General features: G+C 42.3%; 4 protein-coding genes. All 4 read left to right on the forward strand.

The window, feature by feature from the left end:
* Positions 1-7: 7 nt before the first annotated feature.
* Positions 8-6610, forward strand: a complete 6603-nt coding sequence (locus tag V7L07_RS15680) for an amino acid adenylation domain-containing protein (protein ID WP_335059297.1) — start codon at positions 8-10, stop codon at positions 6608-6610.
* An 835-nt stretch (positions 6611-7445) separates the two neighbouring features.
* Complete coding sequence (locus V7L07_RS15685) at positions 7446-10067, forward strand: TonB-dependent siderophore receptor (protein ID WP_335059299.1); 2622 nt, start codon at positions 7446-7448, stop codon at positions 10065-10067.
* 247 nt (positions 10068-10314) lie between these two features.
* Positions 10315-11283, forward strand: coding sequence for an iron-siderophore ABC transporter substrate-binding protein (locus V7L07_RS15690; protein ID WP_335059301.1), 969 nt, complete (start codon positions 10315-10317; stop codon positions 11281-11283).
* Between the two features lie 639 nt (positions 11284-11922).
* The gene (locus V7L07_RS15695; protein WP_335059303.1) at positions 11923-17994 is read left to right on the forward strand and encodes a type I polyketide synthase; all 6072 of its coding nucleotides are present in this window, start codon (positions 11923-11925) and stop codon (positions 17992-17994) included.

Below are 17994 nucleotides of genomic sequence, written 5' to 3' on the forward strand. Positions count from 1 at the left end.
AAACAAGATGAGCTTAAAAAATATTGAAGATGCTTATCCTTTATCTCCCATGCAACAGGGGATGCTATTCCACAGTATTTATGCTCCCAATTCTGGTGTTTACGTAGAACAGATGTGGTTTGAGTTGCATGGAGCATTAAACGTTATTGCTTTTAGTCAAGCTTGGCAGCAAGTCATAAAACGTCATCCCGTGTTAAGAACCGCCTATGTATGGGAAAACTTAGAAAAACCTCTTCAGATCGTCTGTCGGGAGGTCAAATTCCCCTGGGAACAGCTAGATTGGCGGGAAATATCTCCAACTGAGCAACAACAACGGTTAAAAACCCTTTTGCAAGCAGAGCGCCAACATGGTTTCTTACTTTCCCAAGCCCCACTGATGCGCTTCACACTAATTCGCTTGGCAGAAGAAGTTTATCATTTCTGTTGGAGTCATCACCATCTGTTACTTGACGGATGGTCCGGGCCTAACGTCTATAAGGAAGTTATTGCTTACTACAGAGCTTTTTGCAAAGGCGAAAATCTTTACTTAGCTGTACCCCGTCCTTATCGGGATTACATTGCTTGGTTGCAACAACAGGATATTTCTCAAGCCGAAGCTTTTTGGCGAAAGACACTTTCAGGTTTAACATCTCCCACTCAACTGGGGATTAGTTCAATTGGATACCAAACCGAGCAACAACAGGATTACAAGGAACAAGAATTGAAATTGTCTCCTACGACAACTGCTGCTCTTAATTCCTTTGTCAAACAGTATCAACTCACCCTTAATACCTTAGTGCAGGCAGCTTGGTCACTGCTACTGAGCCGTTACAGTGGTGAAGAAGATATACTTTTTGGAGCTACGGTTTCTGGTCGTCCTCCTGCCTTAGTCAATGCAGAATCTATGATCGGGCTATTTATCAACACTTTGCCAGTCAGGGTGCAAGTCAGTCCCAAGCAAGAATTGCTCCCTTGGCTGCAACAACTGTTCGCTCAACAAGTTGAGGCCCGTCAGTATGAGTACGCGCCGTTAGTTGATATGCAGAAGTGGAGCGAGGTTCCAGCGAATCTGTCCTTGTTTGACAGTATTGTGATATTTGAAAATTACCCTCTAGATGAAACATTGGCACAGCCGGATTTAAACTTCCAAATTAAAAATATACACGTATTTGAAAAGACTAATTATCCGATAACTCTAAGTATTATTCCAGGCAGAGAGTTATTATTTAAGATTGCCTATCAAGAGAACGATCACTTTGATGTTTTCAGCATCAACCAGATGTTAGGACACCTGCAAACACTCCTAGAAGGCATGGTTGCTAATCCCTATCAGCGCTTAGAACAATTATCACTGTTAACCTCAGCAGAACAACAGCAATTAGCAGAGTGGAATAATACACAAACTGAATATCCGCAAGAAAAAAGCATCCACGAGTTGTTTGAGTCTCAGGTAGAGGAAACACCAGACGCGATCGCAGTAGTATTTGAAAATGAGCAGTTGACTTATTCTGAACTCAACAAGAGAGCCAACCAACTTGCCCACTACCTACGCACTTTGGGAGTAGAATCAGAAGTACTAGTGGGAATTTGTGTAGAGCGATCGCTCTCAATGGTCATCGGACTCTTAGCCATCTTAAAAGCAGGTGGCGCATACATACCGTTAGATCCAAGCTACCCCCAAGAACGCAAAGCTTTCATGTTACAAGACTCTCAACCAAAGGTGTTGTTAACACAACAGCAGCTAGTAGAAAGTCTACCAACTCACACAGCTAAAGTAGTTTGCTTAGATAGCAACTGGGAAATCATCAGCCAACACAGTAGAGAAAATCCAGTTTATAATCTCAGCTTAGATAACTTAGCCTACGTCATCTACACCTCCGGCTCTACAGGTCAACCCAAGGGGGCGATGAATAGTCATAGGGGAATCTGCAATCGCCTACTATGGATGCAATCCACATACCAATTAACAGCAAGCGATCGCATTTTACAGAAAACACCATTCAGCTTTGATGTCTCAGTCTGGGAATTTTTCTGGCCATTAATTACAGGTGCGCGTTTAGTAGTCGCCCAACCAGAGGGACATCGAAATCCAAACTATTTAGTGAATGTAATTAGAGAACAACAAATATCCACCATCCATTTTGTACCATCGATGCTGCAAGTGTTCCTAGAAGCAAAAGGATTGGAAAATTGTCAGTGTCTCAAGCGGGTGATAGTCAGTGGCGAAGCCTTACCTCTTCAACTTCAACAACGCTTCTTCAATCGACTTGATGCCCAACTGCACAATCTCTATGGACCCACGGAAGCCGCCATTGATGTCAGCTTTTGGGCGTGTAGGCAACAAAGCAGTCTCGAAGAGAATAATATCAGCCAGCAAAAGATAGTTCCTATTGGTCGCCCAATCGATAATATCCAGATTTATCTGCTGGATAAGCATCTTAACCCTGTGCCTGTAGGTGTCACAGGGGAATTATATATCGGTGGTGTGGGAGTAGGTCGGGGCTATTTAAACCGCCCGCAATTGACTGCTGAGAAATTTATCCCTAACCCCTTCCAAAGAGGCAGGGGAGCAGGGGAGCAGGGGAGCAGGGGAGGGAAAGAAGACCAATCCTTAAATTCGGAACGTCTGTACAAAACAGGCGATTTAGCCCGCTATTTAGCCAATGGAGAGATTGAGTATATTGGTCGGATTGACTACCAGGTGAAGATTCGTGGCTTCCGCATCGAACTTTCTGAAATTGAAGCATCTATTAGTCAACACCCAGCAGTGCGAGAAACTGTAGTTGTCGCAGATGCTCAACGAATAGTCGCATACATAGTCCTACACGCAGAAGAAACACTGACCATTTCTCAATTGCGTAACTTCCTGGAGTCAAAGTTACCAAACTACATGGTTCCAGCAGCTTTTGTGATCCTAGATCAACTCCCTCTGACTCCTAATGGTAAGGTTGACCGTAAAGCATTGCCCGTGCTTGGTCTGACACAGCTAGTACCTGAATCATCTTTTGTACCTCCTTCCACACCAATTGAGGAGATGCTAGTTAGTATTTGGCTTCGGGTACTTGGTATTGAGAAAATTAGCATTGATGATAACTTCTTTGAAGTGGGTGGACACTCCCTATTAGCAACCCGTCTGATTTCCCAGATCCGACAGGTTTTTCAGGTAGAGCTTCCTTTACATTGCGTATTTGAAAAACCAACAATAGCGGGGCTGGCTAAAGACATTGAAAAAGCCACCAAGATAGGCTTAGGAATTGATACACCAGATATTGAGCGAATTTCGCGATCGCAAGAGTTACCCCTGTCTTTTGCCCAGCAGCGGTTATGGTTCCTTGCCAAGCTAGATCCAAACAGTTCCTTTTACAATATTCCTGCTGCTGTTCGGCTACAAGGGCAATTGAACATCAAAGCACTACAACAAAGTTTCAACGAAATTCTCCGCCGTCATGAAGCCTTGCGAGCTAACTTTCAGACAATCAAAGGGCAACCTGTAGCAATCATCTCATCGGTAACATCACTACCTTTGCCCGTATTTGACATCAGTGAATTACCTGCAAATCAACAAGAAGCTCAAGTCAGACAACAAGCATTAGCAGAAGCACAACAACCCTTTGACCTAAAAAGCGACCTCCTGCTGCGGGTGAAATTACTACGGCTAAGTGAACAAGAGCATGTAGTGTTATTCACGATGCACCACATTGTTTCTGACGGTTGGTCGATAGGTGTGCTGGTGCGTGAGTTGGTAGCACTTTATCAAGCCTTTTGTGATGAACAACTTTCTCTGCGTTCGCGCAGCGTGTCGCAGACAGACGCTACGCGTAGCTTGCTTCCCCTCTGGGGTACACCCTTAGCTGAACTACCTGTTAACTATGTAGACTTTGCAGCTTGGCAACGACAATGGTTACAAAAAGAGGCGCTACAATCCCAGCTATCCTACTGGGTTCAGCAGTTACAGGGGGCACCCAGAATACTAGAGTTACCCACAGACCACCCACGTCCCCCCGTTCAGACCTTCCGGGGTGCAACCTATTCATTTGAGCTATCTAATGAGTTATCCGTAGCCTTGAATAAACTCAGCCAGCAGCAAGGAGCCACTTTATTTATGACCTTGCTCGCAGCTTTCCAGACTCTATTATGGCGCTACACCAGCAGTGAAGATATTGTGGTTGGTTCACCCATCGCTAACCGCAATCGGGCAGAAGTAGAGGGGTTAATTGGACTTTTTGTCAATACTTTGGTACTGCGAACTAATTTAGCAGGTAATCCTAGCTTTGAAGAATTACTAACTCGTGTCCGAAAAGTGGCATTAGGAGCCTACGTACATCAAGATTTGCCTTTTGAACTGTTGGTAGAAGAACTACAACCACAGCGAGACTTGAGCCACGCACCACTATTTCAAGTGATGTTTGTGCTTCAGAATGCACCAATGTCAGATTTAAAGTTGCCTGGTATGACTTTAAGTACTCTGGTAATTGAGAGTGGTAGTGCCAAATTTGATTTGACCCTAGAGATGGCAGAAACAGCACAGGGACTATTTGCCACTCTGGAGTATAGTACCGATTTATTTGAAGAAAGCACTATCAGCCGGATGGCAGGACATTTACAGTCCTTGCTTCAAGGTATTGTGGCAAATCCCCAAGGGAGGCTTTCGGAGTTACCACTGTTAAGAGAACCTGAAAAACACCAGTTATTAGTGGAATGGAATAATACACAAACTGAATATCCGCAAGAAAAAAGCATCCACGAGTTGTTTGAGTCTCAGGTAGAGGAAACACCAGACGCGATCGCAGTATTATTTGAAAATGAGCAGTTGACCTATTCTGAACTCAACAAGAGAGCCAACCAACTTGCCCACTACCTACGCACTTTGGGAGTAAAATCAGAAGTACTAGTGGGAATTTGTGTAGAGCGATCGCTCTCAATGGTCATCGGACTCTTAGCCATCTTAAAAGCAGGTGGCGCATACATACCGTTAGATCCAAGCTACCCCCAAGAACGCAAAGCTTTCATGTTACAAGACTCTCAACCAAAGGTGTTGTTAACACAACAGCAGCTAGTAGAAAGTCTACCAACTCACACAGCTAAAGTAGTTTGCTTAGATAGCAACTGGGAAATCATCAGCCAACACAGTAGAGAAAATCCAGTTTATAATCTCAGCTTAGATAACTTAGCCTACGTCATCTACACCTCCGGCTCTACAGGTCAACCCAAGGGGGCGATGAATAGTCACAGGGGAATCTGCAATCGCCTACTATGGATGCAATCCACATACCAATTAACAGCAAGCGATCGCATTTTACAGAAAACACCATTCAGCTTCGATGTCTCAGTCTGGGAATTTTTCTGGCCATTAATCACAGGTGCGCGTTTAGTAGTCGCCCAACCAGAGGGACATCGAGACACCAACTACTTAGTCAACTTGATTTTCCAGCAGCAAATTACCACCTTACATTTTGTACCTTCGATGCTGCAAGTGTTTCTAGAAGCAAAAGGATTGGAAAATTGTCAGAGTCTCAGACGAGTGATGGTAAGTGGTGAAGCATTATCTGTTCAACTTCAACAACACTTTTTTAATCGACTTGATGCCCAACTGCATAATCTTTATGGACCAACAGAAGCAGCCGTAGATGTCACTTTTTGGCAATGCAAAAATAGTATTACCAACCAAAAGACAATTCCCATCGGTCGCCCAATTGCAAACATCCATATTTATTTACTTGATAAATATCTAAACCCTGTTCCTGTAGGTGTAACGGGTGAACTTTATATTGGTGGTGTAGGAATAGCTAGAGGTTACTTAAACCGTCCCGACCTGACTGCTGAAAAATTTATCCCCAATCCCTTCCAAAGAGGCAGAGAAGGGAAAGAAGATCAATTCTCAAATTCCGAACGCTTGTACAAAACAGGAGATTTAGCCCGCTATCTGCCCAATGGAGAGATTGAGTATATTGGTCGTATCGACCACCAGGTGAAAGTTCGTGGTTTACGCATTGAACTCTTAGAAATTGAGGCTTTCATCAGTCAACATGCCACAGTCCGAGAAACCGTAGTTACAGTACAACAAGATTCAGTCGATTCTCAGCGAATAGTCGCCTATATAGTCCCACATTCAGAGCAAACACTGGCAATTAATCAACTGCGAAGCTTTTTGGAGTCAAAGTTGCCAAGCTACATGATACCAGGGACTTTTGTCACATTGGAGGCACTACCGCTCACACCTAACGGTAAACTTGACCGTAAAAAGCTACCTATACCTGATACAGCACGTCCTGATTTGGAAGCAGTTTATCAGCCACCCCAAACCAAGGTAGAAAAAAGTATTGCTAATATTTGGCAAGAAATACTTAATGTTGAGAAGGTAGGAATTGATGATAACTTCTTTGAACTTGGTGGTCATTCAGTACTTTTAATTCAGGTTCATAGCAAGTTACGTGAAATATTTAAGAGCGATTTATCTGTTCTCGACTTATTTAGATATCCGACTATAAGCTCTTTAGTAGATTATTTTAATCAAGTCCAAAATGGAACCCCATTTTTTCGTGTAACAGATATTGTCAGTGAAAAAATTGAAGCTGGTAAAGCTCAACAGAAAAAGCGTCTTCAAAAAATGAAATCTATTGAAAATATTTAAGGATAAATCGAATGGCCTAGTCAAAAGCATCCGAAAACCTTTACCCAAACTAGAATTATCACCTTTTAATGACGTGAATTCGACAGATCATGTAGTGTCCGAATTAACTCAATCAAAAAACCTCTCCTTGGTTTTATTACGCAAAACCGTCCCTCTCCGACTCAGAGCTACGGTGTATACACAAGTCTGAAATAGCTTGGAATTTGGGTTTGAACTCTGGTTTTACCCCACCCTAACCCTGCCCTTATAAAGGAGAGGGAACTAGATTTATTTTGTCCCACCTTTCCAAGGGGGGATTAAGGGGGGTAATTCGACTTGTTTGTACACCGTAGCCGACTCAGAGAGGGACAGAATTGAACTTTAGTTCAAGGCAGGAAGAGGTTCGTCGAACTCACGCTTTCCTGAAATTCATCTGCCAAAAGAAAATTTTTATGTTTCCAACCTATTGACAAACTGCTCATCATCTGAAATTCACAAATCTATATTGACGAGTAAAAATATAGCGCTCCTCGTTTGGATGCAATACATTTTGACCTCTCTCCTTTTAGGAGAAAGGCTTTGATGCTCACTGCCCTTCCCTGCGAGGGAAGGGGCTGGGGGTTAGGTCTGTATTTTACGCAATTGAGAACCGCTATATCTAAACAATCGTGATATTCAGAGATTGTTTTATCAACACTCTTTGTGAAGAAAAGCTGATAAATACTTGCAATTAATTATCGATTAGATGTAATATCTGTTTCAATTTGATAGTAATTTATCTCAATAAGGCAGCAAATAGCTGAATTATTGACGTTATTTTCAGTCAGATGATGGTGATGGGTGTGTGGAGTAGTAAATGAAGCCAAAGCAGTTATCGAAAATTTTCTTAGTAGCAAGTTCTGTTTCGTTTTGGGGTGTAATGAGCGCCACTGCTCAAGAAATACCCAAGCAAGAGGTAGAAAGTAAGTCTGTCGCATCGGTACTACGCAATTCCAAGCCAATTAGAGAGATTCGCCAGATTAGTGAGATAGAGCATCCCCAGACTAGCGCCCAAATGCTAGTGCAGTCGCCAGCACCCTCATCAGAAATTGTGCAGATTACGGGAGTTAAAGCTACTCCCACTGAAAAAGGTGTAGAGGTGATTTTACAGACTTCCATTGGGGCGCAACTGCAAATCACAAATCGGAGTACTGGGAATAACTTTATTGCTGATATACCTAACTCACAGCTGCGTTTACCTAATGGTGATGCTTTTACATTTCGTTCAGAAAAACCGCTTGCAGAAATTACTGAGATAACAGTTATAAATCTCGATGCAAATACTATCCGGGTGACAGTGATAGGTGAAGCAGCATTACCAACGGTTGAGTTATTTGATGATGATGCAGGTTTGGTTTTTGGGGTAGTATCTGCTGCAACTGCGATGCAGCCACCAGAGAAGCCGACAACTGAGACAAAACCGGAGGAACCTACAGCACAGCAGGATGAACCGATTGAGTTGGTGGTGACGGGTGAACAAGATGGATATCGCGTTCCCGATACCTCATCTGCTACGAGAACCGACACACCGTTGCGTGATATTCCCCAGTCGATTCAGGTCATACCACAACAGGTTATTAAAGACCAGCAAGCAACTCGCCTAACAGACGTGTTAAAAAATGCGCCGGGTGTAGTGGTAGGAAGTCGAAGTCCTCGCGATCCTCTCAATGTCATCAAAATTAGGGGCTTTGATGCTTTTTCAGACACTCTACTCAATGGGATACAAGACCGTTCAATCAGCAGTGTCGGGTTTGGCTCAAATATTGAGCGGGTTGAAGTCCTCAAAGGCCCCGCTTCGGTTCTATTCGGTCAAGGTGGACTCGGTGGCAAGGTCAATTTAGTAACTAAGCAACCATTGCGCGATCCTTTCTACTCCGTGGAAACTTCTGTTGGTAGCTACAATTCCTATAGCGGTGCAATTGATTTATCTGGTTCGTTGAATGACAGTAAAACGGTGCTGTATCGCCTGAATGCTTCTGCTGGAACAAACGAAAGCTTTATTGATTTCTATGACCAACAACAATATCTAATTGCACCTACTTTAAGCTGGCAAATTAGTGACAGAACAAAGCTGACTCTAGAAGCAAGCTATTCGCTCGCAGAGGGACCGTATGATTTTGGGATACCCGCACAGGGAAGTATACTTCCTAACCCCAATGGCAAAATTCCTCGTAATCTTTTTGTGAGTGAGCCTAATCTTAATGACACCTCTAATGGTGCATATCGGATTGGCTATAATTTTGAACATCGCTTTAGTGAGAACTGGCAAGTGCGGAGCGTTTTTCAGACTTATTTGTTTCGCCTAAAACGAAATATTGTGTTTCCTTTCGGATTACAAGATGATTTGCGTACATTGGAAAGAGGCATTGAGGATTTTGACTACGATGAAAATGCTTATAATCTAGACAATTATGTGGTCGGTAAGTTGACAACAGGTAGTATTAAGCATGAGCTAGTCGCTGGATTCAACCTGAGTAAAACTGATACCAATTCCAAATCTTTTTACAGTGATACTACTCCTATCGATGTTTTCAATCCTGTGTATGGAACTTTTACAGAAGCTTATGTTCCAGATTTTGATATCAAAAATACGGCGCAACAATTAGGCTTTTACCTTCAGGATCAAATTACCCTAGCAGAAAACCTCAAAGTACTTTTGGGTGGACGCTTTGATATTGCCAATCAAGAGTTTCAGGATTTATTGAACCAGACAAGCGACTTTAAGCAAACAGAAGCTTTTAGCCCTCGTGTTGGCATTGTTTACCAGCCCATTAAACCGATCTCACTCTACGCCAGCTATAGCCGTTCATTCAATCAGGCGACATCTGTATTCGGTGCCGCCTTACCTGAACCGGAGCGAGGAACGCAGTATGAAATAGGGGTTAAAGCAGATTTGACTGATCGATTATCTACAACCTTGGCATTTTATGATTTGACTCGCACCAATCTCTCAACCGCAGATCCAAATAATCCACAACGAACTATTCAAGTTGGGGAACAGCGCAGTCGTGGGATTGAGTTTGATATTTCTGGCGAAATCTCGCCAGGGTGGAATGTCATTGCTGGCTATGCTTACACTGATGCAATAATCTCAGAAGATAACAATTTTCCAGTAGGTAATCAACTGAATAATGTGCCAAGACATGCGCTCAATCTATGGACAACTTACGAAATTCAATCTGGCAGTTTAAAAGGATTAGGCTTCGGTTTAGGAGCCTTTTACTACGGAGATCGGCAAGCCGACTTAAACAACACGGTTGAGTTACCTAGTTATGTACGCGCAGATGCCGCTATTTATTACAAGCGGGACAATTACCGAGCTGCGATCAATATCAAGAATTTGTTCGACACTGATTATTTTGTTTCTGCACAAAACGTAAATCGGATTATACCTGGCGATCCCTTGACAATACAGGGCACAATTTCCTGGCAGTTTTGAGCAAACCCCCTGATATCCCAATACGGTTCAGTTAAAGCTAGCCACTCTTTGTAAAAGTCGTTTTTTTTTACGTAGACGCGGAGCGGCTTGCCGCAGGCTACCTACCACAGAGGCGCAGAGGACACAGAGAGAGGAAAGAGAAGGAAAAAATTGCTTAACTGAACTGTATTGCCTGATATCCTACGCTTCATCCTGAGGGATGGAAACGTAGCTCATTCACTTTTTCTATTGTGTGAAGTAGGCGTTCATGAAAATACCTTTACGTCAGCTTACTTATTTATTAGTATTGGGAGTTTTAACTTTTACACTCGCCTCGGCTTGTAGTTTAAATATTAAGCACAGTGTTACAAGCTCAAAACAGCCAACAGAAAATTGTCGAAAGGTGCAACATGAGATGGGAGAAACGTGTATTCCTCTCAACCCTCAACGAGTTATAACTTTATGGACAACGATTTTGGGTAATACCCTGGCATTGGATATCAAACCATTTGCATCGACATACATTACAAGTGAACCTCTTCCAGAATATCTTCGAGAACAGGCAGATGGAGTTAAATCTGTTGGCAACATGACTGAGCCAAATTTAGAAAAGATTTTGCTATTTAAACCCGATCTAATTTTGGCTAACTCTCGATTGCAGAATATCTATCAGCAGCTATCTTATATTGCGCCTACTGTCATCATGAAGTTTCCTGCTCCACCACCTCCTTGGAAACAACAATTTACAGAACTTGTCAATGTGCTGGATCGGGAAGAGGCTGGCAAGCGGTTGATGAGCAAATATTATCAGCGAATTGAAAAACTCAAGGAGGCTTTGGGCGATCGCCGCCATAAACTTCAAGTATCAGTTGTTGGTATCTATCAGGATACTAAAATAGTACCCTATGGAGAGAGGTATCCTGCTAGTACAGTTATAAAGGATATTGGATTACAACGCCCATCAGGACAAAGGGGAGATTTTTACTATACAAACTCTATTTCTGAAGAACAGTTGTCTAATATTGATGCTGATGTTCTCTTCTTTTTAGTTCGGGGAGAGAAGGGCGCTAATGAGTTTTTAGAGAAACTCCAACAAAAACCTTTGTGGCGACAACTCAAGGTAGTTCAAAAAAATCAGGTTTATTTTGTAGATGGGGGAAACTGGGGCGGTTTTGATATTTTAGCAATGAATGCAGTAATCGATGACTTATTTAAATATCTAGTCAACACACCTTGAATTCATTGAAAGCGGCGGGAAACTCGCCAGCGAAGGTCAGAGAGTTTTTTCTGCCTAAACACATCATTCATATAGGAATCATATTTGATTTCTGAAAAAATCTAAGTATTTGTAGTAGCGTGGCAAGGCTAAGGCTAAAATGTTGCGATAAATTTTGGATTGTAAAGGACTGAAACGACCTATTTACGTTACCCAGAAGATTATTCGTTTGTATAGGGCATAAGTTCGATAAAAATAGCTTCTTATAAGTAACACTGATAAATATCGATTTTTTCATATTTAATCACGATGGCTGTTCTGTTGCTAATGCTAGTAATTATCGTTAATATAATGTAAGCTAATTAAAATTAATTGCAATAAAAACGATCACTTAGCTCCAGTAAATCACTAGTATTAGCATTAATGAACCGCCTTCTCTGCGGAAGCGTTCCGCGAACGCCTAGCATCTCGAAGAGAAAGAGAAGCTTTCATAGGATGGCAATATCATATATTTAGCTGATGATTTTAATCAGGTTAAAGTCAAAAATTAACTTTTTACTTGATAAATATTCTCAAATAAAAGATGGTTTGGTAAAGATAGACAAAAAACGTCTTCAAAAAATTAAATTTATTGAAGAAAATTAAGGGTTAAACGAAATTATGATTATTTCGACAGTGCCTAGTTCTACAAATGGTTCAGAAATAGCAATTATCGGCTTAACAGGGCGTTTTCCTGGAGCCAAAAATGTTGATGAATTATGGAGAAATATTCAAAATGGAGTAGAATCAATCTCTTTTTTCAGTGATGAAGAATTATTGTCATCAGGTATAAGTTCATTGATATTAAATGACCCAAACTATGTAAAAGCACACGCTATATTAGAAGACGCAGAATTATTTGATGCTTCATTCTTTGGCTTTAATCCCAGAGAAGCAGAAATTACCGATCCGCAACACAGAATTTTTCTAGAGTGTGCTTGGTCAGCGCTGGAAAGTGCTGGATACGATTCACAAACTTATAAAGGCGTTGTTGGTGTTTACGCTGGCTCTAGTCTGAGCAGCTACTTACTTAATATTTATCTAAATCAAAATATCATAAATTCTATCGATCCTCAACAACTCACAATAGCAGCAAATAAAGACTATTTAACCACGCGTGTTTCTTACAAACTCAACTTAGAAGGGCCCAGTTATGCCGTGCAAACTGCCTGCTCAACTTCATTAGTTGCTGTCCATTTGGCAAGCCAAAGCTTACTCAATGGTGAATGTGATATGGCATTGGCTGGTGGAGTTGCCGTCAGTGCAACCAGAAAAACTGGATACATGTATACAGAAGGAGGAATAGCGTCTCCTGACGGACATTGCCGTACCTTTGATGCTAGAGCAAAGGGATCTGTGGGCGGTGAAGGTGTGGGCATTGTGGTATTGAAACGATTAGAAGATGCTTTTAGCGATCGCGATACGATTCATGCTGTAATCAAAGGATCAGCCATCAATAACGATGGTTCACTCAAAGTCAGCTACACAGCGCCCCGCATCGATACCCAAGCAAAAGTAATTAGAACAGCCCAAGTAGTAGCCGAAGTAGAACCGGAGACTATTACTTACATTGAGGCTCATGGTACAGGAACAGTCTTAGGAGATCCCATTGAAATTGCTGCCCTGACACAAGCTTTTCGCTCTAGTACCCAGAAAAAAGGATTCTGCGCCATTGGTTCCGTCAAAACCAACATTGGGCATTTGGACACTGCGGCTGGTGTGACGGGATTAATCAAAACCGTCTTAGCCCTCAAGCACAAACAAATACCACCCAGCTTACACTTTACTTCGCCTAATCCCGAAATTGACTTTGCTAACAGTCCTTTCTACGTCAATACCACACTTTCTCAATGGGAGACGAATGGCACTCCTAGACGTGCAGGAGTTAGTTCCTTTGGAATTGGAGGAACCAATGGCCATCTGATTCTTGAAGAAGCTCCAGTTCTCGAAGCTTCTAGTTCCTCTCGTCCTTGGCAGTTGTTGATGCTATCTGCCAAAACCGATTCAGCACTGGAAACGGCTACCACAAATCTAATTAATCACTTCCAAGAACATCCCGATTCAAACCTTGCCGATGTGGCTTACACATTGCAGGTTGGGCGCAGAACTTTCGACTATCGGCGCACAGTTGTCTGTCGGGATATTCAAGATGCTATCAACGCACTTCAAGAGCCAAAGCGAGTTCTCACCAATACTGAAAAAACTCAACAACGTCCTGTTGCCTTCATGTTTTCTGGACTAGGAACTCACTACGTTAATATGGCTCTTGAACTTTACCAAACTGAGCCAACATTTCGCGCCTATATTGACCAATGTTGTGAACTCCTCAAACCCCACCTTGGTCTAGATTTGCGAGATATCCTGTATCCCAGTAGAAACAGTGAGAATGGAAATAAATCAAGCACTCTCTCTGCTGGGCTAGATTTGCGAAAAATGTTAGGTCGGGGAACAGAACAGTCAGATGTCGCTACTCAAAAGCTGAATCAAACTTTTCTCACCCAACCAGCTATCTTCGTTATTGAATACGCTTTAGCTCAGTTGTGGATATCGTGGGGGATTCGTCCGACGGCAATGATTGGCTACAGCATCGGTGAATATGTAGCAGCGTGTCTGGCCGAGGTTTTGTCTTTGGAAGACGCTTTAACTTTGGTAGCTAAAAGAGCGCAAATGATTCAAGAGTTGCCGTCAGGAGCAATGTTGGCAATTGGGCTTTCCGAGGAGGAAATACAGCCCTTCTTGAATGAGAAGATTTCTCTATCTGCAATCAACGGCTCATCGTTGTGTGTGATTGCAGGTGCTACAGATGCGATCGAGGAAGTAGAACGACAATTGAGTGAAAGAGGTTTAGTTGGGAAGCGTTTACAGAGTTCTCATGCTTTTCATTCGGTGATGATGGAGGCGATCGCACCTACTTTTCATAATTTAGTGCAAACATTCAGCCTCAAACCACCGAAAATTCCCTATTTATCCAACGTCACGGGAACTTGGATTACAGCAGACCAAGCAACAGATCCCAGTTATTGGGTGAAGCATTTGTGCCAAGCAGTACGCTTTGCTTCGGGGGTGCAAGAGTTGTGGAAAAAAGATCAGCCGATTTTATTAGAGGTTGGTGCTGGTCAGGCATTGAGCAGTTTCGCACTGCAATGTCTAGAAAGTGATGATACCAAATCAGTGATGTTGCCCTCTCTGCGGCATTCCTACGAGCAACAGTCAGATGTCGCCTTTTTAATGAATACATTGGGTCGCCTTTGGCTGGCAGGAGTAAAGGTAGATTGGTCTGGTTTTTATGCCGATCAACAACGCGATCGCCTTCCCTTACCCACATATCCTTTTGAACGTCAGCGTTACTGGATCGATGCTAATCCGGAAGCTAATTTGGCAATGCGATCGCCGCAAGCATTACAGAAAAAACCGGATATTGCTGACTGGTTTTACATTCCTTGCTGGAAACGTTCTCCACATATAGTAGCGAAATCAGCACAAAAATTAAATTATTTAGTCTTTATTGATACTGTTGGACTCGGTTTACAACTTGTCAAACAGTTGGAATTACAAGGGCATGATGTGATTAGTGTGACTGTTGGAGAGCAGTTTACTGAGTTGAACCAACGCTCTTATGTGATTAATCCCCAAGCAAGTAGTGACTATGATGCCTTGCTGAAGGAAATATGGGATTTTAAACCAAATGCGTTCGCGGAGCGTGCCGGATGGCATTTCGTCCATTTTTGGAGTCTCATCCCCAACCCACAACCAGAATCATCCCATCAGTTCTTTGAAGAATGTCAAAATAATGGTTTTTATAGTCTACTTTTCTTAGCACAAGCGTTGGGAAGACAAGAAGTTACCGATACTATCCAAATTTCAGTTGTTACCAACAATGTGCAAGAGGTAAACGGCGACGAAAACTTGTGCCCAGAAAAGGCTACTGTCATGGGAATCTGTAAAGTGATTCCCCAAGAGTATCCCAATATCACCTGTCGTAACATTGATGTGGTTATTCCTGAATCAAGAACATCGCAAAACAGTCAACTTATAGAGAAACTCGTAACAGAACTGACTCAAACAACATCTGAGAATATGATTGCCTACCGTGGCAAACATCGTTGGGTGCAAACTTTTGAACCAATACAACTTGAAGAGCCAAATCAAGAAACAATTCCCATCAGGAATGAAGGAGTGTACTTAATTATTGGTGGTTTGGGAGATATTGGCTTGGTACTGGCAGAATATCTGGCCCAAACAGCACATGCCAAGCTAATTCTTACAGTGCGTTCCAGTTTTCCGGCAAAACAAGATTGGTCGCAATGGCTAGCAAATCATGATGATAACGATGATATCAGTCGCAAAATTCAGAAAGTACAAGTATTAGAAACATTGGGTGCTGAGGTTCTAATTTGCCGCGCCGATGTTGCGAATCTCGAACAAATGCAAGCAGTAATGACTCAGACATCAAACCGCTTTGGTGAAATTCATGGTGTCATTCATGCAGCAGGCATAAAGTTATTTAGCAATATTCAACAGATAAGTAAAACTGAGTGTGAAAGTCAATTAAGCTCAACTGGCTATGGATTATTTGTATTAGAAAATATTTTACAAGGAAAAGAACTAGATTTCTGTGTAGTCATATCCTCATTAGCATCTGTTTTAGGGGTAATGGGCATGGCTGCTTATCCAGCAGCGCACATATTTACAGATGCTTTTGTACATAAACATAACCAAACAAGTTTTGTCCCCTGGCTGAGTATCAATTATGGGGATTGGATTACTCAAGAATTATCAGAATCAGCAACCTCACTCAAAGGTGCGGATTCGATGATGATAAAGCAAGAAGGTCTGGAGGTTTTTAAACGTGCCTTATCTGTGAGAGAATTTAGTCAGGTAGTCACATCAACAGTAGACTTACAAGTTAGTATCAAAAGATGGATTAAACTTGAATTTAGTCAAGGTTCTCAACTTGCACAAAAATCCAGTTCCGCCTCAATTTATTTAAGACCTAATTTAGATAATGACTATGTTGCTCCTAGAAATGAGGTAGAGCAAACCATTGCCAATATCTGGCAAGAACTGTTGGGAATTGAGCAAGTAGGTATTGACGATAACTTTTTTGAGTTAGGGGGAGATTCTGTACTTGGCATTCAAGTTAGTGCTAGAGCTGCGAAAGCAGGTTATCGGCTTGCCCCTCAGCAATTGTTTGAGCATCAGACAATTGCCGAACTGGCAGAGGTGGTAAGTACAAAACAAGTAGTCCAGGCTGAACAAGGCTTAGTAACTGGTTCGCTTCCTCTGACGCCTATCCAGCACTGGTTCTTTGAACAGAATTTATCAGAACCACATCACTGGAACATGGCATTCTTTATAGAAGTAATGCAAGTTATCGATCCAGGTTTATTGGGACAAGCATGGCAGCATTTATTTATCCACCACGATGCACTTCGCCTGCGGTTTATCCCCTCTGAGTCTGGCTGGCAGCAGGTGAACACTGACTTAGAAAAACAGGTAAATCTTACACATACAGATTTATCAGCGTTTTCGCCTGATGTTCAAAAATCTTTGATGGAAGCAACCGCCACGGAACTACAAGCTAGTTTGAATTTATCAGATGGGCCAATTGTGCGGGGTGTGCTTTTTGATTTGGGTGTCAATAAGTCAAGCCGTTTGCTCATCATCATCCACCACTTGGGAGTAGATTTCGGCTCTTGGCGAATCTTACTAGAGGATCTTGAGACTGCTTATGAACAGCTTAGACTTGGTAAAGCCATTCAACTGCCGCAGAAAACAACCTCTTTCAAACAGTGGTCTGAACGACTAAAAGAATACGCTCAATCCGCAGAGTTGCAGAAAAGGCTAAATTCCTGCCTCAGCGAACATTACTACAAGGTTTCCCGCTTACCGAGAGATTATTCTGGAGGTATTAACACCGTAGCATCAGGTCAAAGTGTCTCAGTAGCGTTAAGCGAAACAGAAACTCAGGCATTACTTCAAGAGGTTCTAGCAGTTTATCGAACTAATACACAAGAAGTTTTGTTGACTGCTCTTGTACAAGCTTTTACAGAATGGACAGGCATAAAATGTCTACTATTTAATACCGAAGAAGATGCGCGAGACGCAACTACTAGTATAGATAATGTGGATATATCACGGACAGTAGGTTGGCTGACTACTCTTTATCCTGTGCTTTTGGATTTAGAGGGGGCTGAGAATCCAGGGGAGGCATTGAAAGCCGTAAAAGAGCAGTTTCGCTGCATTTCTAGTAGAACCATTGATCATGGAGCGCTACGCTACCTAAGTGAGGATACAACACTGACAGAGAAAATGCGATCGCTTCCCCAAGCAGAGGTATTTTTTCTCTACCTTGGTCAATTTGGTAAAAGCTTTGATCAATCTTCTCTGCTCAGACCGACTGAAGAATCCACTGGATCAGTGTACAGCCAAAAAGGAACTAGTCCTCATTTGCTAGGCGTGACCGCATGGGTTAATGAAGAAGGTCAGTTGAGACTGGAATTTAGCTACAGCACAAATGTGCATAGACGCGAAACTATAGAGAAACTATCTCATAGTTTTGTAGAAGCCCTCAAATCTCTCATCACCCATTCTCGCTCTCTAGAAGCAGTAGAGTATACCCCTTCAGACTTTTCGGCAGCAAACATCAATCAAGAAAATTTGAGTAACTTGCTGGCTCAGATTGGTCAGTGA

This window comes from Nostoc sp., from assembly GCF_036916985.1.
Classification (GTDB): Bacteria; Cyanobacteriota; Cyanobacteriia; order Cyanobacteriales; family Nostocaceae; genus Nostoc.